Annotated in this window: 21 protein-coding genes; 19 read left to right on the top strand and 2 right to left on the bottom strand. The window is 37.5% G+C overall.

Annotation, left to right across the window (positions count from 1 at the left end; genetic code table 11):
- The first annotated feature begins 38 nt into the window (after window positions 1-38).
- From typA to holA, 15 genes are all read left to right on the top strand, one after another.
- Window positions 39-1,874, top strand: a complete 1,836-nt coding sequence (gene typA / locus IGJ46_RS09325; RefSeq protein ID WP_002356682.1) for a translational GTPase TypA — start codon at window positions 39-41, stop codon at window positions 1,872-1,874.
- Between the two features lie 317 nt (window positions 1,875-2,191).
- Window positions 2,192-3,961, top strand: coding sequence for a DNA helicase RecQ (gene recQ, locus IGJ46_RS09320; RefSeq protein ID WP_002356683.1), 1,770 nt, complete (start codon window positions 2,192-2,194; stop codon window positions 3,959-3,961).
- 226 nt (window positions 3,962-4,187) lie between these two features.
- Window positions 4,188-4,493, top strand: a complete 306-nt coding sequence (locus IGJ46_RS09315) for a YlaN family protein (RefSeq protein WP_002356684.1) — start codon at window positions 4,188-4,190, stop codon at window positions 4,491-4,493.
- Window positions 4,494-4,496: 3 nt separating this feature from the next.
- Window positions 4,497-5,705 carry an FtsW/RodA/SpoVE family cell cycle protein gene (locus tag IGJ46_RS09310; protein ID WP_002356686.1) on the top strand — a complete coding sequence of 403 codons (1,209 nt, stop codon included), beginning with the start codon at window positions 4,497-4,499 and terminating at the stop codon, window positions 5,703-5,705.
- A gap of 32 nt (window positions 5,706-5,737) precedes the next feature.
- Entirely contained in the window at window positions 5,738-9,166 is a 3,429-nt protein-coding gene (locus tag IGJ46_RS09305; protein ID WP_218391210.1) for a pyruvate carboxylase, read from the top strand.
- A gap of 16 nt (window positions 9,167-9,182) precedes the next feature.
- The gene (locus IGJ46_RS09300; RefSeq protein WP_075320304.1) at window positions 9,183-10,307 is read left to right on the top strand and encodes a CAP-associated domain-containing protein; all 1,125 of its coding nucleotides are present in this window, start codon (window positions 9,183-9,185) and stop codon (window positions 10,305-10,307) included.
- Window positions 10,304-10,738 carry a YlbF family regulator gene (locus IGJ46_RS09295; protein WP_002400862.1) on the top strand — a complete coding sequence of 145 codons (435 nt, stop codon included), beginning with the start codon at window positions 10,304-10,306 and terminating at the stop codon, window positions 10,736-10,738. Before IGJ46_RS09300 ends, IGJ46_RS09295 begins: the two co-directional genes overlap by 4 nt.
- Entirely contained in the window at window positions 10,728-11,078 is a 351-nt protein-coding gene (locus IGJ46_RS09290) for a YlbG family protein (RefSeq protein ID WP_002359714.1), read from the top strand. Before IGJ46_RS09295 ends, IGJ46_RS09290 begins: the two co-directional genes overlap by 11 nt.
- 59 nt (window positions 11,079-11,137) lie before the next feature.
- Window positions 11,138-11,731 carry a 16S rRNA (guanine(966)-N(2))-methyltransferase RsmD gene (gene rsmD, locus IGJ46_RS09285; RefSeq protein ID WP_077932795.1) on the top strand — a complete coding sequence of 198 codons (594 nt, stop codon included), beginning with the start codon at window positions 11,138-11,140 and terminating at the stop codon, window positions 11,729-11,731.
- 1 nt (window position 11,732) lies between these two features.
- Window positions 11,733-12,224 carry a pantetheine-phosphate adenylyltransferase gene (gene coaD, locus IGJ46_RS09280; protein WP_002356693.1) on the top strand — a complete coding sequence of 164 codons (492 nt, stop codon included), beginning with the start codon at window positions 11,733-11,735 and terminating at the stop codon, window positions 12,222-12,224.
- Complete coding sequence (locus IGJ46_RS09275; RefSeq protein ID WP_218391209.1) at window positions 12,211-13,281, top strand: SepM family pheromone-processing serine protease; 1,071 nt, start codon at window positions 12,211-12,213, stop codon at window positions 13,279-13,281. Before coaD ends, IGJ46_RS09275 begins: the two co-directional genes overlap by 14 nt.
- A gap of 62 nt (window positions 13,282-13,343) precedes the next feature.
- A complete protein-coding gene (locus tag IGJ46_RS09270; protein WP_430613769.1) occupies window positions 13,344-14,021 on the top strand; it encodes a helix-hairpin-helix domain-containing protein in 678 nt (225 codons plus the stop codon).
- A gap of 122 nt (window positions 14,022-14,143) precedes the next feature.
- Window positions 14,144-14,647, top strand: a complete 504-nt coding sequence (locus IGJ46_RS09265) for a ComE operon protein 2 (RefSeq protein WP_218391207.1) — start codon at window positions 14,144-14,146, stop codon at window positions 14,645-14,647.
- 34 nt (window positions 14,648-14,681) lie between these two features.
- Window positions 14,682-16,946, top strand: a complete 2,265-nt coding sequence (locus IGJ46_RS09260) for a DNA internalization-related competence protein ComEC/Rec2 (RefSeq protein WP_218391579.1) — start codon at window positions 14,682-14,684, stop codon at window positions 16,944-16,946.
- A gap of 57 nt (window positions 16,947-17,003) precedes the next feature.
- Window positions 17,004-18,032 carry a DNA polymerase III subunit delta gene (holA, locus tag IGJ46_RS09255; protein ID WP_048737975.1) on the top strand — a complete coding sequence of 343 codons (1,029 nt, stop codon included), beginning with the start codon at window positions 17,004-17,006 and terminating at the stop codon, window positions 18,030-18,032.
- A gap of 51 nt (window positions 18,033-18,083) precedes the next feature.
- On the opposite strand, the gene IGJ46_RS09250 is transcribed toward holA, so the two are convergent.
- Window positions 18,084-19,025 (bottom strand): ketopantoate reductase family protein, encoded by a 942-nt coding sequence (locus IGJ46_RS09250; protein ID WP_002397139.1) that lies wholly within the window; start codon window positions 19,023-19,025, stop codon window positions 18,084-18,086.
- Between the two features lie 168 nt (window positions 19,026-19,193).
- On the opposite strand from IGJ46_RS09250, the gene IGJ46_RS09245 reads away from it, so the two are divergent.
- Window positions 19,194-19,751 (top strand): acyl-CoA thioesterase, encoded by a 558-nt coding sequence (locus tag IGJ46_RS09245; protein ID WP_002382741.1) that lies wholly within the window; start codon window positions 19,194-19,196, stop codon window positions 19,749-19,751.
- 86 nt (window positions 19,752-19,837) lie between these two features.
- Here the strand turns inward: IGJ46_RS09245 and rpsT are convergent, their stop codons facing one another.
- Window positions 19,838-20,089 (bottom strand): 30S ribosomal protein S20, encoded by a 252-nt coding sequence (gene rpsT, locus IGJ46_RS09240; RefSeq protein WP_002356703.1) that lies wholly within the window; start codon window positions 20,087-20,089, stop codon window positions 19,838-19,840.
- A 210-nt stretch (window positions 20,090-20,299) separates the two neighbouring features.
- Between rpsT and IGJ46_RS09235 the strand changes: the two genes are divergently transcribed.
- Genes IGJ46_RS09235 through IGJ46_RS09225 form a run of 3 tightly spaced genes read left to right on the top strand, consistent with a single transcriptional unit; the run spans window position 20,300 to window position 22,775 of the window.
- Window positions 20,300-21,334 (top strand): inorganic phosphate transporter, encoded by a 1,035-nt coding sequence (locus IGJ46_RS09235; protein ID WP_002356704.1) that lies wholly within the window; start codon window positions 20,300-20,302, stop codon window positions 21,332-21,334.
- A 12-nt stretch (window positions 21,335-21,346) separates the two neighbouring features.
- Window positions 21,347-21,970 carry a DUF47 domain-containing protein gene (locus tag IGJ46_RS09230; RefSeq protein ID WP_218391206.1) on the top strand — a complete coding sequence of 208 codons (624 nt, stop codon included), beginning with the start codon at window positions 21,347-21,349 and terminating at the stop codon, window positions 21,968-21,970.
- Window positions 21,971-21,989: 19 nt separating this feature from the next.
- Entirely contained in the window at window positions 21,990-22,775 is a 786-nt protein-coding gene (locus IGJ46_RS09225; RefSeq protein ID WP_002372196.1) for a ChbG/HpnK family deacetylase, read from the top strand.
- Window positions 22,776-22,777: the final 2 nt, after the last annotated feature.

Raw genomic sequence — 22,777 nt, 5'->3', positions numbered from 1 at the left:
TAAGTAACATAAGCGTATATAGATAAGGAGCAATTAAATTGAAATACAGAGATGATATTCGTAACGTGGCAATTATCGCCCACGTTGACCATGGTAAAACAACCTTAGTAGATGAACTTTTAAAACAATCTGACACTTTAGATGGACACACACAATTACAAGAACGTGCAATGGATTCCAATGCACTTGAAAGTGAACGTGGAATTACTATCTTAGCAAAAAATACAGCCGTAGATTATAACGGTACACGTATCAACATTCTAGATACACCAGGACACGCGGACTTCGGTGGTGAAGTAGAACGTATCATGAAAATGGTAGATGGTGTTGTTTTAGTTGTCGATGCGTATGAAGGAACAATGCCTCAAACACGTTTCGTATTGAAAAAAGCATTAGAACAAAAAGTAACACCAATCGTGGTTGTTAACAAAATTGACAAACCTTCTGCTCGTCCTGAACACGTAGTAGATGAAGTTTTAGAGTTATTCATCGAATTAGGCGCAGACGACGATCAATTAGATTTCCCAGTTGTTTATGCTTCTGCTTTAAACGGAACTTCAAGTGAATCAGATGATCCAGCAGATCAAGAGCCAACAATGGCCCCAATTTTTGATAAAATTATTGAACATGTGCCAGCTCCAGTTGACAATTCAGACGAACCACTTCAATTCCAAGTCTCATTACTAGACTACAACGATTACGTTGGACGTATTGGGATTGGCCGTGTGTTCCGTGGCACAATGAAAGTCGGCGACCAAGTTGCGTTGATGAAATTAGATGGCAGCGTGAAAAATTTCCGTGTAACGAAAATTTTAGGTTTCTTTGGCTTACAACGTGTGGAAATTGATGAAGCAAAAGCGGGCGATTTAATTGCCGTTTCTGGAATGGAAGACATTTTCGTTGGGGAAACAGTTGTAGATGTTCACAATCAAGAAGCATTACCAATTCTACACATTGATGAGCCAACCTTACAAATGACTTTCTTAGTTAACAATTCTCCATTTGCGGGACGTGAAGGAAAATACATCACCGCTCGTAAAATCGAAGAACGTTTAATGGCTGAATTACAAACAGACGTATCTTTACGTGTTGATCCAATTGGCCCAGATTCTTGGACTGTATCAGGCCGTGGCGAATTGCATTTATCAATTTTAATTGAAAACATGCGTCGTGAAGGCTATGAATTACAAGTTTCTCGTCCAGAAGTTATTGAGCGTGAAATTGACGGGGTTAAATGTGAACCATTTGAACGTGTTCAAATTGACACACCTGAAGAATACATGGGTAGCGTGATTGAATCACTAAGTTTACGTAAAGGCGAAATGCAAGATATGATTAATGCCGGTAACGGACAAATGCGTTTAATCTTCTTAGCACCAGCTCGTGGCTTAATTGGTTATTCAACAGAATTCTTATCAATGACTCGTGGTTATGGTATTATGAACCACACCTTCGATCAATACTTACCAATGATTCAAGGAACGATTGGTGGCCGTCATCAAGGTGCATTAGTTTCAATCGATACTGGTAAAGCAACGACTTACTCAATTATGAGTATTGAAGAACGTGGTACAGTTTTCGTTGAACCAACGACAGAAGTTTACGAAGGAATGATTGTTGGGGAAAACAACCGCGACAACGATTTAACTGTGAACATCACAAAAGCTAAACAAATGACTAACGTTCGTTCGGCAACGAAAGACCAAACATCAGTCATCAAAAAACCGAAAAAATTAACGTTAGAAGAATCATTAGAATTCTTGAATGAAGATGAATACTGTGAAGTAACACCAGAAAGCATCCGTTTAAGAAAACAAATTCTTAACAAAAACGAACGCGAAAAAGCAAGCAAGAAAAAGAAAAAAGCTGAATAATTTTTCGACAAATAAACATTTAAACCAACTATGCTCGTTTTACTACGAAAATAGTTGGTTTTTTTGATGGCAAAAACGAATTAATGCGTATTTTAAGATAAGGTTATTTTTTTATGTGTGGATAACTACTCGTTATCCACAACAAGCAAATGCCGCTATTTTTGAAAGCTTTTGATAGCAAGCTTTCACAATTTTTCATTCTTTTTGATGTTTCACGTTAACTGGTGTTTCACGATTGTGTCTTGTTTTAACACACCTTGTTCCTGTTAGATTAGCGTGTTAAAATGACTTGTAGAACAAAGATTGGAGCGCAATAAATGAGTGCATTACAAGAATTATTAAAAGATACATTTGGCTATGATGATTTTCGGCCAGGACAAGAAACGATTATTCGTCATGTATTGCGACAAGAAAATGTCTTAGGCATTATGCCAACAGGTGGAGGCAAATCGATTTGTTATCAGTTGCCAGCCTTACTTCTGGATAATTTAACATTGGTGATTTCACCATTAATTTCTTTAATGAAAGATCAAGTAGATGCCCTGAATTTAATGGGGATTCCAGCTACATATATCAATAGTACCATTTCCTATCAAGAAATGAATCATCGTATTCAATTAGCGGTTAACAAAGAAGTCAAGCTATTGTATGTTGCGCCAGAGCGATTAGAATCTTATGATTTTCAACAGATGCTGACACATGTACCGATTGATTTATTGGCAGTAGATGAGGCACACTGTATTTCACAATGGGGGCATGATTTTCGTCCAAGCTATTTGCGTTTAGCAGAGATTATCGATCAATTTCAACAGCAACCAACTGTGATTGCACTAACAGCAACAGCAACGCCACAAGTAGCGGAGGATATTGTCAAGCAATTAAGAATTCCATCAGAAAATGAAATCAAAACAGGATTCGCTCGAGAAAATTTATCTTTTCAAGTCGTGAAAGATCAAAATAGAGACGTTTTTCTTTTGGAATATTTAAAGATGAATACTGGACAATCAGGTATTATTTATGCAAGCACGCGGAAGGAAGTTGAACGAATTTATCATTTATTAGAAAGTAAAAAAATTGCAGCTGGGATGTATCATGGGGGCATGAGTGAACAGTTACGTAGTGAAAATCAAGAAGCATTCTTGTATGATCAAGTGCAAGTGATGGTAGCAACAAATGCCTTTGGTATGGGGATTAATAAGAGTAATGTTCGTTTTGTCATTCACGCACAAGTACCAGGGAATATTGAATCTTATTACCAAGAAGCCGGCCGAGCTGGTCGTGACGGTCTGCCTAGTGATGCTGTATTAATGTTTGCTCCACAAGACTTGCAAATTCAACAATACTTTATTGAACAATCTGAAATGACCATTGATTATAAGCAGAAAGAGTACTTGAAATTACGGGAAATGTCACAATATGCGAATGCACAAATGTGTTTACAAAAATATATTTTACGCTATTTTGGTGAAGAAGGGACGGACTGCGGTCGCTGCTCGAATTGTCTGGATAATCGAGAATTAGTCGATATTACGGTCGATGCCCAAAAAGTCTTGTCTTGTGTAAAACGTATGGGAGAACGTTTCGGTAAGGGCTTAGTTGGTAAAGTCTTGACTGGCTCAAAAGATCAAAAAATTGATCAATGGCATTTTGATCGTTTGCCAACATACGGACTAATGAAAGGTCGCACGCAAAAAGAAGTCACACAGCTGATTGATTATTTGACAGCAGAACGTTATTTAATTCCTTCTGATGGGCAATTTCCGTTGTTATCAGTCTCGACAGAAGGTGTTCAGGTGCTTTTAGGGGAACGGAAAGTCTTCCGAAAAGAAGACCAAAAAGTTCGAAAAGTAGCAGTGGATGATGCCTTGTTTGAACGATTACGCGAATTACGTATGGACATGGCTCAAGAGGCAGGCGTGCCGCCATATGTAGTCTTTTCCGATAGTACACTTAAAGAAATGTGTGAAAAATTACCGCAAACAACGATTCAATTATTGCAAATAAAAGGGGTCGGCCAAAATAAATTAGATAAATATGGCACCGCCTTTTTAGAAGTAATTAAAGAATATCAAGAGACAAAAAAATGATATAGTTTGTTATTTTATTTAAAATTAAAAGCAGAAAATAAGAAAAAAGTCTTTTAATGTATTTGTTGTTGTATTGATAAAATAAGCTTGTTATATAAAGAGATTTCTTACTTAATATATCGCTTGGTTTTAGAAAATTTCTTAAAGGAAATTTTCTGAAATCATCATGTATCTAACTGAGAATTATGTTATAATTATTTAATTAAGATAGGGAGGTTCTGTACAAATGGACGAAGGAATTTCAAAGAAATTTGCCATTCAATTATTAGAAGACGATGCAGAACGCATTAAAATGCTTATTCGTAATCAAAAAAACAGTTTGTGCATTTCTCAATGTAAAGCATTTGAAGAAGTGGTGGATACACAAATGTATGGTTTTTCAAGACAAGTGACCTATGCGACCCGTTTGGGGATTTTAACTAATGATGAAGGACATCGCTTACTAAGTGATTTAGAACGCGAATTGAATCAATTATATACAGATGTTTATGAAGAAACACAAGAAAAAAACGAGATTGGCAAGGAGGGTTAAGCTTTGCCAAACAAAGTAAAGAAACGGCATTTGCTAGACTATAGTATTTTTATTCCATATTTAATTTTAAGCATCGTGGGATTGATTATGGTATATAGTTCCACATCCGCATTACAAGTAATGAAAGGTTTTTCACCTACCTCATTCGTTATTAACCAGGTTGCCTTTTGGGTAGTAGGGTTAGTTGCAATGTTTTTTATTTATAAGATGAAAACATCCGTTTTTCAGAATCGAAGTTTTATCATGTTTGCCATTGCAGTAATTACGGTTATGGTTTTAGCCGTTCGGATTCCTGGTATCGGGAAAGAAATTAACGGCGCACGTGGTTGGATTGAGATTGGTGGATTTTCGATGCAACCAGCTGAGTATTTAAAAATCATGGTTGTCTGGTACTTGTCTTATATTTTAGCACGGCGACAAAAGACAATTAATGGAGGCATGGATCAATTTAAACAAGCTGCCGGGCGCCCGTTGATGCTCGTTTTTGTATTAATTGCTCTAGTTGCAATCCAGCCTGACTTCGGGAATGCGGCCATTCTAACATTAATTACCATCGTGATGGTTTTAGCAAGTGGGATTAATTATATGTATACCTACTTGGTCGGTGGCTTGGGCATTTTAGGTAGTATCACGGCTATTCAGTTATTAATTATGTCTAAAGGAAAAATTTTCCCAGCGCGTTATCAATATATTTATAATCGTTTTGCTGTTTTTAAAAATCCATTTTTAGATGAACGGAACTTAGGCCATCAGTTAGCTAATTCTTATTATGCAATCAGTAATGGCGGCTGGTTTGGCAAAGGTCTAGGGAATAGTGTTCAGAAAAAAGGCTTTTTACCAGAAGCACATACGGACTTTATCTTTGCGATTACTTTAGAAGAGTTAGGCATTATCGGCGGTCTAGCGATTTTAGGATTGTTGATGTTTATGATTGCGCGAATTATTTTAGTCGGTGTACGCTCGAAGAAACCTTTTAATTCACTAATGTGTATTGGAATTGGTACAATGTTATTAATTCAAGTCTTTATTAATGTTGGTGGGATTACTGGGATTATTCCATTAACAGGAATTACTTTCCCGTTCTTGAGTCAAGGTGGGAATAGTTTGCTGATTATTTCGATTGCTGTGGCCTTTGTCCTGAATATCAGTGCAGATGAAACACGTCAGAAATTAGAAAATGAGTACTATTTATCTTTAGAACAGAACCAATAAATTTGAAGGAAATTGATGGTAGGAGTGACGTTATGAAAAAGGTATTAGTTGCCAATCGTGGTGAAATTGCGATTCGAATTTTTAGAGCTTGTACAGAATTAGATATCCAGACAGTAGCGATTTATGCTGCAGAAGATGAGTATTCTGTTCATCGTTTCAAAGCAGATGAAGCGTATTTAGTTGGTAAAGGGAAAAAACCAATTGAAGCCTATTTAGACATTGAAAATATTATCCAAATTGCCAAAAAATCGGGAGCAGATGCCATTCATCCTGGTTATGGCTTTTTATCAGAGAACTTACGCTTCGCCGAACGTTGTGAAGAAGAAGGAATCATTTTTGTTGGACCTAAAACACATCATTTAGATATTTTTGGCGATAAAATTAAAGCGAAAGAAGCAGCTGTAGCTGCGGGGATTGCTTCGATTCCAGGCTCAGATGGGCCAGTAGCAACGGTGGAAGAGGTCGTAGCTTTTGGTGAAACGCATGGCTTTCCTATCATGATTAAAGCTGCTTTAGGTGGCGGCGGTCGCGGGATGCGCGTTGCCCACGATGCCAAGGAAGCACGAGAAGGTTACGAAAGAGCCAAAAGCGAAGCGAAAGCAGCCTTTGGTTCTGACGAGGTTTATGTTGAAAAGTATATTTCTAATCCTAAACATATCGAAGTACAAATTTTAGGCGATCATCATGGGAATGTCTTGCATTTATTTGAACGTGATTGTTCCGTTCAACGGCGCCACCAAAAAGTGGTAGAAGTCGCACCATGTGTATCAATGAATGAAGAACAACGAGCAGCCATTTGTTCGGCTGCTGTGCAGTTAATGGCGCATGTCGGCTACGTGAATGCGGGAACGGTTGAGTTTTTAGTAGAAGGGGATCAGTTTTATTTTATTGAAGTGAATCCTCGTGTTCAGGTAGAACATACTATCACAGAAATGATTACAGATATTGATATTGTGATCTCTCAATTACAAATTGCGCAAGGGCTTGATTTGCATAAAGATATGCATTTGCCAAAACAAAACGAATTGACATTAAAAGGCGCGGCTATTCAATGTCGGATTACGACTGAAGATCCACTGAACCAGTTTATGCCAGATACAGGGAAAATCGATACGTATCGTTCACCAGGTGGTTTTGGTGTGCGTTTAGATGTAGGGAATGCTTATTCTGGCTACGCTGTGACGCCCTACTTTGATTCTTTATTGGTTAAAGTCTGTACGCATGGTTTCTCTTTTGAACAGGCAATCAGTAAAATGCAACGCTGCTTAAAAGAATTTCGGATTCGTGGCGTGAAAACAAATATTCCGTTTTTACAAAATGTTGTGAGCTATCCATCGTTTCAATCTGGCGAAGCCAAAACAACCTTTATTGATAATACACCTGAATTATTTGAATTTCCTCGTATGCGCGATCGTGGCAATAAAACGATGAAATACATTGGAGAAGTAACGGTCAATGGGTTCCCTGGCATTGAACGAACGGAGAAAAAATATTTTGAAGCCCCGCGCGTGCCGACAGATATTGAAGTTCCAGAAAAAGTGATCACAGCTAAAAATATTCTAGACGCTCAAGGAGCAACCGCCGTCATCGATTGGGTTAAGAATCAAGAAAGTGTGTTAATGACAGATACCACGTTCCGTGATGCGCACCAAAGTTTATTAGCGACTCGTGTGAGAACACAAGATTTTAAAGCAATTGCTGGTCTAACTGATGCAGCCCTGCCTGAGCTGTTTTCTAGTGAAATGTGGGGTGGCGCTACGTTCGATGTTGCCTATCGCTTCTTAACCGAAGACCCATGGCAACGTTTAAGAAAAATTCGTCAGTTGATGCCAAACACACTTTTACAAATGCTGTTCAGAGGATCTAATGCGGTAGGCTATCAAAATTATCCTGATAATGTTATTGAAGAATTTATTAAAGAATCCGCTCGCCAAGGAGTCGATGTTTTCCGAATTTTTGATAGCTTAAACTGGATTCCTCAAATGGAAAAAAGTATTCAAGTCGTTCGGGATACCGGAAAAATTGCGGAAGCAGCAATTTGTTATACTGGGGACATCAATGATCCAGCCCGAGCAAAATATAATGTTCAATATTACCTTGATATGGCTAAAGAATTGGAAAATTTAGGTGCACAAATCATTGCGATTAAAGATATGGCTGGCTTATTGAAGCCACAAGCTGCTTATCGTTTAATTAGTGAATTAAAGGCAGCCACGGATTTACCAATTCATCTCCACACTCACGACACTAGTGGCAATGGGATCATCACTTATTCAGCGGCTACTAAAGCAGGCGTTGATATTGTTGACGTCGCAATGAGTGCGATGAGTGGCGCAACTAGCCAGCCAAGTATGAACAGTCTATATTATGCTTTAGTCAATGGTGAACGGACGCCAACTATTAACATTGATAATGCACAGAAAATCAATCATTATTGGGAAGATGTGCGCATGTATTATCAACCATTTGAAAATGGGTTAAATGCCCCGCAAACAGAAGTCTATATGCATGAAATGCCTGGTGGTCAATACTCTAATCTACAGCAGCAAGCAAAAGCGGTAGGCTTAGGGCACCGTTGGGATGAAATCAAAAAAATGTATCACACAGTGAATTTGATGTTTGGTGATATTGTAAAAGTGACGCCATCTTCAAAAGTCGTGGGAGACATGGCACTCTTCATGGTTCAAAATAATCTGACAGAACAAGATGTTTATGCGCGTGGTGAAGAACTAAGTTTTCCTGAATCAGTTGTGACTTTTTTCCAAGGTGATTTAGGTCAACCAGTTGGTGGGTTCCCGAAAGAGCTCCAACGAATTATTCTAAAAGGTCGACCAGCCTTCACAGAGCGGCCAGGTGACTTAGCAGCACCTGTTGATTTTGCGAAAGTACAAGAAGAATTAGCCGAAAAAATTGGGTATCAACCTAAATTGGAAGAAGTTTTAAGTTATTTAATGTATCCACAAGTATTTTTAGAGTATCGTCAAAAATACGAAACCTTTGGAGATATAACCTTATTAGATACGCCAACATTCTTTAATGGTATTCGTCAAGGAGAGACATTGGAAGTTCAAATTGAACGAGGAAAAACGTTAATTATTCGTTTAGATGAAATTGGCGAACCTGATATTGACGGAAACCGTGTCTTGTTCTTCAATTTGAATGGGCAACGTCGTGAGGTTTTAGTTAAAGATGCCTCCATTAAGTCTGCTGTTCAAGTAAAACAAAAGGCGGAACCAACTAATAAAGAACAAATCGGCGCAACGATGTCTGGTTCTGTTCTACAAGTATTGGTCAAACGTGGCGATAAAGTAGAAAAAGGTCAGCCGTTGCTGATTACAGAAGCCATGAAAATGGAAACGACTATCGAAGCACGTTTTGCGGGCACGGTAGATCACATTTATGTTGAAGAAGGCGAAGCAATCAGCTCAGGTGATTTGTTATTAGAAGTGAAAGAAAAATAAGATGAGAGGGGAAAAAATGAAGCGATTTTGGGCCTTTACTGCTGTTTTTTTAACAGTTCTACTCATTGGATATTTAGAGCCAGTTTTTTTCCCTGCTGAAAAACCAACCGAAACAGCTCAAAGTGGGCGCTTATCCAGCGCTCACACCGCTGTTCCTCATGAAGAATTGCCAGCTTCTGGCTACGCAGCATACATAGGGAAAGATGTGGAAACCTTTATCCGCCAGTTTGGCAATCCTAAAGAAAAAATTAAAACAGGTCGTACGTATGAATTATGGACGTTCGGTTTGACGATGAATGATTACTTAGAAGTCAACGTTCGAGAAAATAAAGTCATCGCAATTAAGGCCTTTAACAATGACAAAATGATAGAACCGTTTAAGATAGATATGAAGCTTGCTGACTTGTCTGATTTAATGACGATTTATTCGAATTTTGCATTTAATTTTCATCATGAAGCTTACGATGTCGAGCTGATGGAAGAAGATATGAACTATCGACCATTGGTTGCTTTTGATAATGGCAGTTTTGCAGTGTTATTTTTTAATCAGCGGACAGGTGGTTTGATGGCAGTTAATTATGTCAATAAAGAAACGTTGCTCACGGAAATGCCGTATCAATTAAATGAAGGTTCTCCTTTGCCAGTTGATATAACGCAGTCAATGACCTTCGATCCTGTTCAAAGTAACCAAGCGATTTATGTCATGAATCTGGTTAAACAGCAAGAAAAGCAAGCTGCTTTTTCAGTTTCCACACAAAGTCAAAAAGATGCCCAAACATTGTATCAAACGCTGGCTCATCATACACCAACAATTTTGTCGGCAAATCGACAAGCAGAATTGTTACAAACGAGAGAGGAACATACAGCCATTCATCCCTTTCATTTGACTAAGGACGAATTTTCTTTTTTAGTTAAAACGAGCAAACTTTCGTTGAGAGAACCGACAGGTATTTTCCAAGAACCTGTTTATGATAGTACCTTTACTATTTTGTCATGGTTTTCGGACCCGCAATATGATAGCTATTTTGCTGAGTCAGAAACGACAGAATTGGGCGTTGCCTTTTCCAATGAAGGTGTGTTAGTCTTATTAGAGAAACGACCAGAAAATAGGCAAATCACGGAGAGTAGTGAAAAGTTATGATTGTGACAGAACATTTATTTGCAATTGAAGATCAAACAGAATGCTTAATTTCAGCACTTTTAGAAAGTGATGCTGTTCAAAACTATAAAGAAACAAAAAAAGCTATGTATGCTTCGACGGAAGTTGCTCAGTTACAAAAAGCATTTTTAGAAGCTAAGTCAGCTTTTGAGCGAGTAGAGGCTTATGGAATTCATGCACCCGATTTTCGGGAGAAACAACGAGCCCTACGTAAAGCAAAGCGGGCGCTTGATTTAAATGAAATCGTTGCAAACTATCGTTTTGCTGAGACAAACGTTCAAACGTTGCTAGATACAATTGGTTTAAAGATTGCGCAACTAATTTCTGAAGATATTAAAGTAGATGCTGGAAATCCTTTCTTTGAACGAGGAAAGAAACATTCAGGTTGTGGAGGAAGCTGCCATGCAAGCTAAAGAAGAAAAAGAATTTACGCTTCAAGAGCGTCGTTGCCTAATTGTTTGGGTATACACATTAAAACCGTTAAAACAGTTACGCCGATATGGACTGATTCACTATGTTTCACGAAAAATGAAATATGTGGTGATTTACATGAATGAAGAAAATATTGAAAGTAACATGGAAAAAATTAATCAGTTACATTTTGTTCGTAGTGTCGATAAATCGTATCGACCAGATGTCGAAATGAATTTTGCTGAAAAAATTGGTACCAAAGCGGCTTATCAAGAACAAGAAGACGACGGCTATGTAGTAGAGGAATTATCTACAGAGATTCGCTTAGCAGAGAATGTCTAATGCAAAAGAGTGAGAAATGTTATGAGAAATTTCAAACATTTTTCACTCTTTTTGTTATAATGAATTATAAAAGAATGATTGATAAAGGAGTCGAAACAATGCGTGTTATTTCTGGAGAATATGGTGGCCGGCGCCTGAAAGCGTTAGATGGCGACAATACTAGGCCCACAACAGATAAAGTAAAAGAATCTATTTTTAATATGATTGGTCCATATTTCGAAGGTGGAATGGCGCTGGATTTATATTCAGGAAGTGGCGGGTTAGCGATTGAAGCCGTTTCTCGTGGAATGGACAAAAGTATTTGTATTGAAAAGAATTTTGCTGCACTAAAAGTAATTAAAGAAAATATTGCGATTACAAAAGAACCAGAAAAATTTGAAGTTAGAAAAATGGATGCTAATCGTGCCTTAGAACAGTTTTATGAAGAGAAGCTACAATTTGATTTGGTCTTATTGGATCCGCCCTATGCCAAACAAGAAATTGTTTCACAATTAGAAAAGATGTTAGAACGGCAGTTATTAACAAACGAAGCCGTTATCGTTTGTGAAACAGATAAAACTGTCAAATTACCGGAAACGATTGGTACACTAGAAAAAACAAGAGAAACCGTTTACGGAATCACTCAAGTAACGATTTATCGTCAGGAGGCGTAAGATGCGTAAAATTGCTCTATTTCCCGGAAGTTTTGATCCGATGACAAATGGTCATTTAAATTTGATTGAACGCAGTGCGAAGTTATTTGACGAAGTCATCATTGGCGTTTTTATAAATACAAGTAAGCAAACATTATTTACGCCAGAAGAGAAAAAATATTTAATTGAAGAAGCAACTAAAGAAATGCCAAATGTGCGTGTTATCATGCAAGAAACCCAGTTAACTGTGGAAAGTGCAAAATCATTAGGGGCTAATTTTTTGATTCGTGGCATTAGAAACGTCAAAGACTACGAGTACGAGAAAGACATTGCTAAAATGAATCAACATCTGGCGCCAGAAATTGAAACGGTTTTTCTATTAGCAGAAGAACCATATGCACATGTAAGTTCCAGTTTACTAAAAGAAGTTTTACGTTTTGGGGGCGATGTGTCTGACTATCTTCCTCCCAATATTTATCATGCGTTAAAACAAAAGAAGAATGACTGGAGCTAAAATTATGAATAAAAAAACAGAAAAATTTTCGTTTAAATCACTCATTCCAATGGTATTGGCATTGCTGCTAATTGGTTTGTTTATCGTCCCAATTCCTTATTATATTGAAGGACCAGGAACGACAGAAAATTTAAAAGAGTTTGTAACTGTTGATGGAAAAAAAGATACGCAGTCTGGTGCTTTTTATTTAACAACGGTGGGCATTCGTTCGGCCACTATTTTTTCTGCCATAAAAGCAAACTTTTCGGATTTTCAAGAAGTTATGTCTAAAAAAGAATTAATGGGAGATAGTAGTAATAGCGAATATAATCGAATTCAACAATACTATATGGATTCCTCAAAAAACGCCGCAATTGAGCAAGCCTTAAAATTAGCGAAGGTTCCATATGAGATGAAATTTAAAGGCGTCTATGTGTTAGCGATGGAAGACAACTCAAGTTTTAAAGGAAAAATTGAAGTTGGCGATACCGTGACAGGCGTGGATGGTAAATCTTTTAAAAGCAGTGAAGAATTAATGAATTACATTAAAGCACAAAAAGTGAATCAAAAAGTCACTGTTCAATTTATTCAAGATGGCAAAACAAAAGAAGCGACCGGCAAATTAATTGAATTGCCAACAGATAAAAAAGCGGGGATTGGTATTGGTTTGACTGATCATACAGAAATTGATTCTTCTATCCCAGTATCTATTGAAGCGGGTGATATTGGTGGGCCATCGGCTGGGTTAATGTTTACTTTGCAGACCTATGAACAATTAAGTCATAAAGATTTACGTAAAGGTCATGAAATTGCTGGAACAGGTACGATGAACAGTCAAGGAATCGTTGGTAGAATCGGAGGCATTGATAAAAAAGTTGTAACTGCCAGTGAGAACGGTGCAGAAATTTTCTTTGCACCCGATGATGAAATAACTTCAGAAATGAAAAAAGTTGAACCGAAAATCAAATCGAATTATCAAGAAGCACAAGAAGCTGCGAAAAAAATTGGGACAAAAATGAAAATTGTCCCAGTAAAAACGGTTCAAGATACCTTGAACTATCTAGAGAAATTAAAATAAAAGTACGCCTGGACCAAAAATTACTAGTGATTTTTGGTCCAGGCGCATTTTTTTGTTAAAAAATGCGTAATTATATTTTGAAGGGAGGGCAAACGATGGATTGGTTGAAACAGTTACCCAAAAAGTGGCTATTGCTAGGTAGTGGCGTGTTCATGGTCATTTTGATAACTCTATTAGTGGGCATTTATTTGATGGTTAATAAGGAGCCACAAGTAGACACCACAATGTGGGAAGAAACAAGTTTGACCACTACGACAGAGGTCGCCACAGATGCCACAAAAGAAAGGGCAGAAACAATGATCTATGTTGATATTAAAGGCGCAGTGAAAGTACCAGGAATCTATCAACTAAAAAATCAGCAGCGGATTTGGGATGCTTTAGCTTTAGCTGGAGGCATGAGCGAGGAAGCTGATACTGCCCAGGTCAATTACGCTCAAAAAGTAAAAGATCAAATGATTATTTACGTGCCCAAAAAAGGAGAATCAGTGGCACAGTCATTAGAAACGCTGCAGGAATCAGCACCTGCTCAGCAAAATCAGGAGGAAAAGATCAACCTTAATACGGCAACAGAAGCAGAGCTACAAACGATTTCAGGAATCGGTGCGAAAAAAGCACAAGAGATTATTCGATTTCGTGACGAACAAGGACCGTTTAAAACCGTCGAGGAACTGAAAAATGTTCCCGGTATTGGAGAGAAAACAGTAGATCGTTTAAAAGACATGTTGACAGTGACTGGCTAACTTTTAACAGAAAATTCCTGAGAATTCTTGACTATGGGATGCGGATAACATACTATTTGTAATAAGATTAAATGATTTGGCAAATCGAACACAGGAGTCATTAAAAATAAAGGAGGTTTATTATGGAACGAATTCCATGGGACCAATATTTTATGGGACAAAGCGTCTTATTATCATTAAGAAGTACTTGCACACGTTTAACTGTCGGAGCAACCATTGTTCGCGACAAACGAATTATTGCAGGAGGTTACAATGGTTCAGTCAGTGGCGGAACGCATTGTATTGATGAAGGATGCTATGTTGTTGATAATCATTGCGTTCGAACAATCCACGCAGAAATGAATGCAATTTTACAATGTGCGAAGTTTGGCGTCCCTACAGAAGGGGCAGAAATTTATGTGACACATTTCCCTTGCTTGCAATGTACAAAGATGATTTTACAAGCAGGGATTAAAAAGATTTATTATTTAAAGGATTACCGTAATGATGCGTACGCCCTAAATTTAATTGAACAAGTAGGAGCCACGGTTGAAAAAGTGATTTTAGTACCAAAATATTTTGCCGAATTACAATGGGGAGAAGAATTTGCCACACTTGAGGACAATCCTTCCTCAGCTGAGGAATAATTGGTTCTTCATAGCTCTGCTGACTAGTTGTGGGCTGTGGTGTTTTTTCGCACCTAGTCTATTAGGAGCTCTTCTTTTTTCTATCACTGTTATCCGTATTGTCTGTACAAAAAGTTTTCCTGTTATATTGGGAGGTTTTTTGTGCAGTTTTTTAATAGTAGGGGGCATATTGATTTTCCAGTGGTTAAAGCCAGTCTCTTTGTTGCCTAAAGAAGTCCGCTTGTCAGGACAGCTAACGATATTACCAGATGAAATACAAGTCGATGGTGATCAAGTAAAATTTCCTGCCAATTGTATCGTAAAAGGCAAAAGGCAGAAAGTGATGGCATTTTATCAATTAAAAAGTGTGAAAGAAAAACAGCAATGGCAACAACTAACCACAACCATTCAGGCAACCGCTGTAGGTATTTTAGACTCGCCCCAAGGTCAAACCAACAAAAATGGCTTCAATTATCAACTATTTTTAAAGAATCAAGGAATCGAAGCTATTTTATTCATTGAGGAGATAGGACAACCGCGTCCTTTTTTTTCTTGGCGGTTTAAAGAAATCATTAGCGGCTGGCGGAAGTGGGCGATGGTACATATTCAGAAAAATTTTGCTGAGACTAGTGCAATGTATATGAATGCGTTGCTCTTAGGTTTTCGTAATGAAGAATTTGCTGAAATAAGCGATAAATTTTCAGCATTAGGCATTTTGCATCTTTTTAGTTTGTCAGGGATGCATGTTTCTTTTTTCCTTCGTTTATTTCGCTTGCTAATGCTAAGAATTGCTCGCCGAACGCAAGAAAGTTATTTTTTGTGGCAATGCGGTTTTTCACTGATATATGCTGGTTTAACAGGATTCTCAGTCAGTGTCATGCGGGCGCTTTTACAAACAAACCTCAATACGTTCAATCGACGGTTTAATTGGCAGGTTCCGGCCCTCGATTGTTGGAGTTTAACTCTCTTAGTGCACTTGATTGTTCAGCCAACCCTCTTTTTTTCAGTCGCCGGTCAATTTAGTTACTTACTTTCTTTTGTTCTGCTGTTTTTAGAGCAAACATTGGTTGGTTATTCTTCGCCTTTCATTAAAAATTGTTTAGGCTCTTTCCTATTGGCTGTGGCTTCCTTACCTATTTTAGTCCAATCATTTTATGAATGGCCCTTGTTAGGAAGTTTCTTAACATTTCTCTTGTTACCAATTTTTGAACGGTTCTTGTTACCGCTTTTGACGTTGAGCTTTTTTCTAGTGATTATTATGCCAGCACGTTATTTAGCAGCCTTGCTCGAACCACTATTTTTAACAATGAATGGCTTATTTGAGTGGGTGCTAGTTCACTTAAATCCGAAGCTGACCATCGGCTATTTAAATTCTTGGATACAAATTAGTTTGTTATTACTAATCGGACTTTCAATGATTTATTTAGCAGACAAGTCTAAAAAAATTCTTTTCTCAATCGGACTACTAATTGTTTTGATAAATAGTAAATACCTTTCGCCAATTGGCATTGTTGCAATGATCGATGTAGGCCAAGGGGATAGTTTGTTTATCCAAGCGCCTTTTCACAGAAAAAATACACTAATCGATACAGGTGGTCGGTTGTCTTTTGACAAAGAAGCTTGGCGGCAACGGAAAAATAGTCGATCAGGAGCGGAATATTCAGTGATTCCTTTTCTCAAAAGTCAAGGAGTCAAACGTTTAGATGAAGTGATCATCACACACGCACATGAAGACCATTTTGGCGATTTATTAGCCATTGCGCAGAAGGTTCCAATTTCTGTTCTTTATTTCCCTAAAGGAGCAGCTGAAGCCAATTTTTCGTTTCGCCAAGTCTTGAAACAACTCCAAAAAAGCGGGACAGACTGTCGGCCGATTTTAGCGCCCAAGCGAATTAATGGGCCCGTTTCTTTTCAAATTTTATCACCAAATAAGAGCAGTATTGGGGGCAATAATGACTCGATAGTGTTTTCCACACAATTAGGCGGACGGCATTTTTTATTTACTGGTGACTTGGAAGCCGAAGGAGAAGAACAAGTGTTGGCTCGCTATCCCCAGTTGAAAATCGACATCTTGAAAGTCGGTCATCATGGTAGTAAAACGTCGTCTACTAAAAGATTTATCAAACAGCTTAATCCGCGAGAAGCATTGATTTCAGCTGGACTGAATAATCGTTTTAAACATCCTCATCAGGAGACATTAGCGACGCTGGAGGAGCAAAAAATAAATTATTATCGGACCGATCTTCAAGGAATGATTTATTATCAATGGTTACCTTGGCAAGGGCTTTCTAAAGCCAAATTTGTTAAAGAACAAGACTAGTATTTCCAGAAGTAACATGATAGGATAAACAAGAGAAACGAGAAAAGGAGCGAGCCAATGGAGTTACAAAAAGCTTTGAAAGAAGTGCGAGAGCAAAAAATCGCTCCAGTGTATTTATTAATAGGAACAGAACTTTATTTAACTGAATTATTTAAAACAACATTGATGAAAGAATTGTTGACGGAAGAGGATGATCAATTTAACTTTTTCTCATTTGATATGGAGGAAACACCTTTAAGTGCAGCGATTGCTGAAGCGGAAACAATTCCGTTTTTTGGTGATTATCGCCTTGTCTTTGTGGAAAATCCTTACTTTTTAACTGCCGAAAGAAAAACAAACGGTGTGGAACATGATGTCAATCTTTTATTGAATTATTTGGAAAGTCCATCACCAACAACTGTTCTTGTTTTTATGGCCTCTTATGAAAAATTAGATGAACGCAAAAAAATTACCAAAGCATTGAAAAAAAATGCCACAGTAGTTGACGTCAATCCAATGGATGAAAAGGCTATTCGTCAGTACATTTCTCAAACGATTGAGAGTGAAGGGTACACTATTCGCTCCGATGCTTTTGATTTATTACTTCAATTGACAGACTTGAACTTATCAAAAATTATGGGAGAATTACAGAAGCTGTATTTATATGCCCTTGAAACGAAGATAATTACACGAGGTGCGGTTCAAGAATTAGTCCCTAAGTCTTTGGAACATAATGTTTTTGACTTAACCAACGAAGTACTTTCTGGAAACAGTGAAAAAGCTGTTCAATTGTATGAAGATTTACTTTTACAAGGAGAAGAAACCATTAAGTTAAATGCAATCTTATTGAATCAGATTCGCCTTTTTCTACAAACAAAAATTTTGGCTAAGATGGGCTATCAACAAGCGAATATTGCTGATACATTAAAGGTTCATCCTTATCGAGTCAAGTTAGCGTTACAACAAGTCCGACGATTTGAATTGTCTCGATTAGAAAGACTTTATGATGAATTAGTTGAAAATGATTACCGCATGAAAACGGGCCAAATGGATAAAGAATTACTATTCCAATTATTTATTTTAAAATTGACTGCACAAGCAAAATAAGAAAGTACCAGAGACAATCGTCATACAACGATTGTCTCTGGTACTTTCTTATTATTTAGCTCCTAATAGTTCTTCTTTTCCGTGAACAAGCTGTGTCAACATGGCACAGAAAGGTGTTGCTACGTTGTATTTTTGTCCTTTGCGCCAAACGGCACCATTGATGTAATCAATTTCTGTGAGACGATGATTTTTAATTAAATCTTGATACATAGACGGATAGTGCAAGCCAATACCGTTTGGATCATAAGTTTGAGCAATATGTGTATAGACTTCTGCTTGATCTAAATGAATGGCTTCTTTTTCTGCGACTGCTGCAAATTCACTGATTAATGTTTTAACAAGGGATTCACTAACAGGTAGTGCACCAAATTCGGCAATATTACAATCAAGGATTGTACACAAACCGTTTAGCGTGCCATTGACACAGGCTTTCCGCCAAATAGAGTAGCGAACATTGCTACTATAGCTTGGATTTAAACCAGCTTTTTGGAAGACATCAACGACTTCTAAAGCAAATTCTTTACCAGAAGGATCAATATTTTCTAATTCAATTTCGCCATCACCTAAAAGTTTAACACGTCCCGGTCCTTCTAAACCAGCTGTCCACATGGTAATGCCAACCAATATGTTTTCTTTTGGCACATATTTTTCTAGTACATCTTCATGACCTAAGCCATTTAATAAACATAGTACATACGTTTTTTCAGTAATCATTGGTTGAATCGCTTTAAACATTGCATCTAATTGTTGTGCTTTAGTTAAAGCGATAATTAAATCTACTTGTTCATTTTGATGGTCAATTTCTTCTGGTGAGAAGATTGGTAGGTTCGCGACAACTTCTTCTCCATTAAAATCAGCGATTAAACCATTTTTACGAATAGCTTCAATGTGCGCGGGCCATTGATCGATTAAAGTTACATCATTTCCGCCTTGATGCAACATAATTCCTAAACGGCTGCCCATAGCGCCAGCACCAGCAATTGCAATTTTCATGTGTATCCATCTCCTTAAAAGTTCTTTAACCGTTATTATTATACAGCAACTTTCCTAAAAATGAATAAATGGGACTTGCAAATTTGTTATTTTTTAAATGTTTCCTAAAAAGTAAGGATTGCATCAAATGGTAAAGTAAGCTAAAGTAAAGCGTGGAAAAGTTTATAAATGAAAGTAGAGGAATCGTTAATGACGAAAGAAAAATTTTGTCGAGAATCACGAGTGATTCAAACACATCGTGTATTTCCCTTTGATTTAAATCCCTTTGGTGCACTATTTGGTGGGAAATTAATGTCTTTAATTGATGATGCCGCATCCATTTCCGTTTCACGACATTGTCGGAGAGGGGCAGTTACAGCATCTTTAGATAACTTAAATTTTTTAAAACCTTTAAAAGAAAATCACTCAGTGTGTGTTGAAACGTTTGTTTCTGGCGTGCATCATAAATCGATGGAAGTATTTGTTAAAGTTGTAGGAGAAGATTTAACAACTGGAGAGCGTTATTTAGCGGCGACTTGTTTTACAACTTTTGTAGCCATTCCGTCTCATATGAATCCCGAAAGTGACTTCCAATTAGCGGCAGTCGTCCCAGAAACTGCAGAAGAAAAGTTGATTTGTTCCAATTATGAAACGAGACGACAACAACGTTTAGCTTTGCGAGAAGAGACTAAATTATTTAGTCAACATCTCACAACGGATTTACCGTGGATTGATTCACCTTTATAAAAAAATGTCCAAGTCTTTGTGAAAACAGACTTGGACATTTTTTGATGAAAAAAGAAGCTAACATGAATGCTAACTTCTATCTCACATTATTTAGCTAATTTGCTTAAACGAATTTTATCGCGGTTAGCTTTGTTTTTATGGATTAAACCTTTAGTTGCAGCCATATCAACAGCTTTAACAGCTTCGTTGTATAAAGCATCGACGTTATCAGCTCCAGCAGCTACAGCTTCTTCAAATTTCTTGATTGCTGTACGCATTGCGTTTGTTTGAGATGAATTTTTCGCATTCGCGTTAGCACTTGTACGTACGCGTTTGATTGCAGATTCGATATTTGGCATTTGTTTCACCTCCGATGATTTAGGTTTTACACTGGTCAGCCAATGTAATTCAACAGTAATCATTATACCTAATCCATTGTTCCATTGCAATAAAAGACGACAAGTTTTTTTCCTTAACAGACAATTTCAAGAAAAAAATAAGAAAATTTGCCAGAGCCTTAAGAAAAAAGCATACATTTTTTTTAAAACATGCTATGATAAAATAGATAAATGAAAAATGGTGGTGTCTTTGTGAGTATTGCATTATTGGTAACGATTACTTTGGTAATGGGTGTAATTTTTGTTAACGGTTGGACGGATGCGCCGAACGCAATTGCAACCGCTGTCTCGACTCGGGTGTTAAAACCGAATGTCGCAATTTGGATGGCTGTTGTGATGAACTTTTTAGGTGCATTAGTCATGACCTTTTTTAATGCCCAAGTAGCTGAAACGATTAGCAACATTGTTAGTTTTGACGCAAATGGAAACGCTTCACAGGTGGCTTTGGCTGCTTCGCTTTTTTCAATTGTGGTTTGGGCAGTTGCTGCGTGGTATTTTGGTATTCCCACAAGTGAAAGCCATGCGTTAATTGCCGGCTTGACTGGTTCGGCAATGGCATTAGGTGGTTTGGGTGCAGTCAATGGCTCGGAATGGATCAAAGTGCTTGTTGGTCTAGTTGTTTCTACCGTTATGGGCTTTGGCGGCGGTTATTTAATTGCCAAACTTGTTGTGAAAGCTTTCTCGGCTGTGCCTAGAAGAAAAGCCAACAAATTTTTTACAGTTGGGCAAGCCTTTGGTGCGGGAGCTAATGCTTTTTTACATGGTGCGCAAGATGGGCAAAAATTTATGGGCGTGTTCATGTTAGTGCTTTTTTATAATAATTTAGTCGAAAAAACAGGTGGCGGTTTTGTGATTCCGTTATGGGTTATGGTTCTGTGTTCCATTACAATGGGCATCGGAACTTCTGTGGGCGGCATGAGAATCATTAAATCAGTCGGGATGGATATGGTAAAACTCGAACGCTATCAAGGCTTCACTGCAGATTTAAGCACGGCTATTTGTTTATTTTTAGCATCGGCTTTTGGGATTCCAGTTTCAACTACTCATACAAAAACGACAGCGATTATGGGAGTAGGTGCTTCTAAGCGAATCTCAAGTGTTGACTGGCGTATCGTGAAAGAAATGCTGATAGCATGGATTTTAACTTTCCCAGGATGTGGGCTGATCGCTTATGTGATGTCAAAATTATTTATTGCAATTTTTTAAGGAGAGAAAAACATGGCACGTAAAAAACAATTTGATTATTTTGGAGAATTAAACCAGTTAGCAACAAATGCTTATGAAGCGGCAAAGGTTTTGCAAGAAATTGTAGACAATTATTCATTAGAAAACTTAGTAAAAAAATCAGAAGCGATTCATCAATTGGAAAAAGAGAATGATGAAATTGTTCGCAAAATTTTAAATGAACTCTATATTTCCTTTATTACGCCGATTGATCGAGAAGATATTGTCGATATTACGGATCACTTAGATAACATTATCGATAGCATTAATAGTTTGTCTTATTTACTTGATCATTTAGTTGTCGAAGAAATGATTGCGCCCGCGCTAGAATTAACTGCTTATATTGTTAAAGCGACAGAAGGCGTTAAATCAGCAACGAAGGAATTTGCAAAATTTAAAAATTCTAAAACGTTAGTTTCATTTATTGATGAAGTGAATACGATTGAATCTCAAGGCGATAAATTATACAGTAGCGCCATGAAAGATTTGATGACTAACGAAAAAGATTTATTAAAAGTTATCAAGTGGAAAGATGTTTATGATCAGCTTGAGCGCACGATTAATGATTGTGAATCAGCTGTTAATATTATTGTCGGAATTGTCATCAAAAATACGTAAAGAAAAGAGGGGGGAGCTGTTGGTTAAAGTAATTATTGATGCTGATGATTTTGGGATGTCAGAAGCGATTAATCATGGCATTATCAAAAGTTATGTCGATGGTTTAACGACGTCGACACTTTTGATGCCCAATTTACCAACAGCAGAACATGCCGTTGCGTTAGCAAAAAATTATCCAGGATTATTTGTAGGTCAGCATACGAATTTTTTATTAGGGAAACCTTGTGCGGACCCATGTATGATTCCTTCACTGGTAGATGAACAAGGCAATTTTCATCGCTCTTCTTATTATCGTCAACAAAAGCAAGTAACCTTCGTATATGAAGAAGTACGACTTGAAACGATTGCGCAATTGACGCGCTTTAAGGAACTAACTGGACATTATCCTGAACATTTTGATTGCCATTCGATTGGTGATGAAGTGGTTGATCAAGTATTTTTAGAATTAGCAGAAGAGTACGGACTTCATACAACCCTGAAATATAGTGGGGAAAAAGAATATCCACCGCAACAAGGTTATTTCCAGGTGACACATTTGTTAGAGTCTGGGGCGTTATCTTATATTCACGAAGGCGTATCAGTGGAGAATTTTTTAAAAGATGACTTTGGTTTATTACGGATGCCGGAATCGGCAATTGCTGAGATGCATTTTGATGTTGGGTATTTGGATCAATTTGTGTTAGACAATTCTTCTTATACCACTTTACGCTGCAAAGAATTAGCAACGATTTGTGATCCTCGTGTTCGTCAGTGGTTTGAAGAACAGGGGATTGAGCGAATAACGTTTGGCGATTTAAAAAAATAAAA

Origin of the sequence: Enterococcus sp. AZ120 (assembly GCF_050546165.1) — a bacterium.
Lineage (GTDB): Bacteria > Bacillota > Bacilli > Lactobacillales > Enterococcaceae > Enterococcus > Enterococcus faecalis.
The sequence above is the reverse complement of the archived record's forward strand: the minus strand, read 5'-3'. Positions and strand labels throughout refer to the sequence as shown.

What these genes read in the sequence shown, in the direction of transcription:
- recQ (WP_002356683.1), top strand. Translation starts at nt 2,192, where the DNA reads ATGAGTGCATTACAAGAATTATTAAAAGATACATTTGGCTATGATGAT.
- IGJ46_RS09315 (WP_002356684.1), top strand. Translation starts at nt 4,188, where the DNA reads ATGGACGAAGGAATTTCAAAGAAATTTGCCATTCAATTATTAGAAGAC.
- IGJ46_RS09305 (WP_218391210.1), top strand. Translation starts at nt 5,738, where the DNA reads ATGAAAAAGGTATTAGTTGCCAATCGTGGTGAAATTGCGATTCGAATT.
- IGJ46_RS09300 (WP_075320304.1), top strand. Translation starts at nt 9,183, where the DNA reads ATGAAGCGATTTTGGGCCTTTACTGCTGTTTTTTTAACAGTTCTACTC.
- IGJ46_RS09295 (WP_002400862.1), top strand. Translation starts at nt 10,304, where the DNA reads ATGATTGTGACAGAACATTTATTTGCAATTGAAGATCAAACAGAATGC.
- IGJ46_RS09290 (WP_002359714.1), top strand. Translation starts at nt 10,728, where the DNA reads ATGCAAGCTAAAGAAGAAAAAGAATTTACGCTTCAAGAGCGTCGTTGC.
- rsmD (WP_077932795.1), top strand. Translation starts at nt 11,138, where the DNA reads ATGAATTATAAAAGAATGATTGATAAAGGAGTCGAAACAATGCGTGTT.
- coaD (WP_002356693.1), top strand. Translation starts at nt 11,733, where the DNA reads ATGCGTAAAATTGCTCTATTTCCCGGAAGTTTTGATCCGATGACAAAT.
- IGJ46_RS09275 (WP_218391209.1), top strand. Translation starts at nt 12,211, where the DNA reads ATGACTGGAGCTAAAATTATGAATAAAAAAACAGAAAAATTTTCGTTT.
- IGJ46_RS09270 (WP_430613769.1), top strand. Translation starts at nt 13,344, where the DNA reads ATGCGTAATTATATTTTGAAGGGAGGGCAAACGATGGATTGGTTGAAA.
- IGJ46_RS09265 (WP_218391207.1), top strand. Translation starts at nt 14,144, where the DNA reads ATGGAACGAATTCCATGGGACCAATATTTTATGGGACAAAGCGTCTTA.
- holA (WP_048737975.1), top strand. Translation starts at nt 17,004, where the DNA reads ATGGAGTTACAAAAAGCTTTGAAAGAAGTGCGAGAGCAAAAAATCGCT.
- IGJ46_RS09250 (WP_002397139.1), bottom strand. Translation starts at nt 19,025, where the DNA reads ATGAAAATTGCAATTGCTGGTGCTGGCGCTATGGGCAGCCGTTTAGGA.
- IGJ46_RS09245 (WP_002382741.1), top strand. Translation starts at nt 19,194, where the DNA reads ATGAAAGTAGAGGAATCGTTAATGACGAAAGAAAAATTTTGTCGAGAA.
- rpsT (WP_002356703.1), bottom strand. Translation starts at nt 20,089, where the DNA reads ATGCCAAATATCGAATCTGCAATCAAACGCGTACGTACAAGTGCTAAC.
- IGJ46_RS09235 (WP_002356704.1), top strand. Translation starts at nt 20,300, where the DNA reads ATGAAAAATGGTGGTGTCTTTGTGAGTATTGCATTATTGGTAACGATT.
- IGJ46_RS09230 (WP_218391206.1), top strand. Translation starts at nt 21,347, where the DNA reads ATGGCACGTAAAAAACAATTTGATTATTTTGGAGAATTAAACCAGTTA.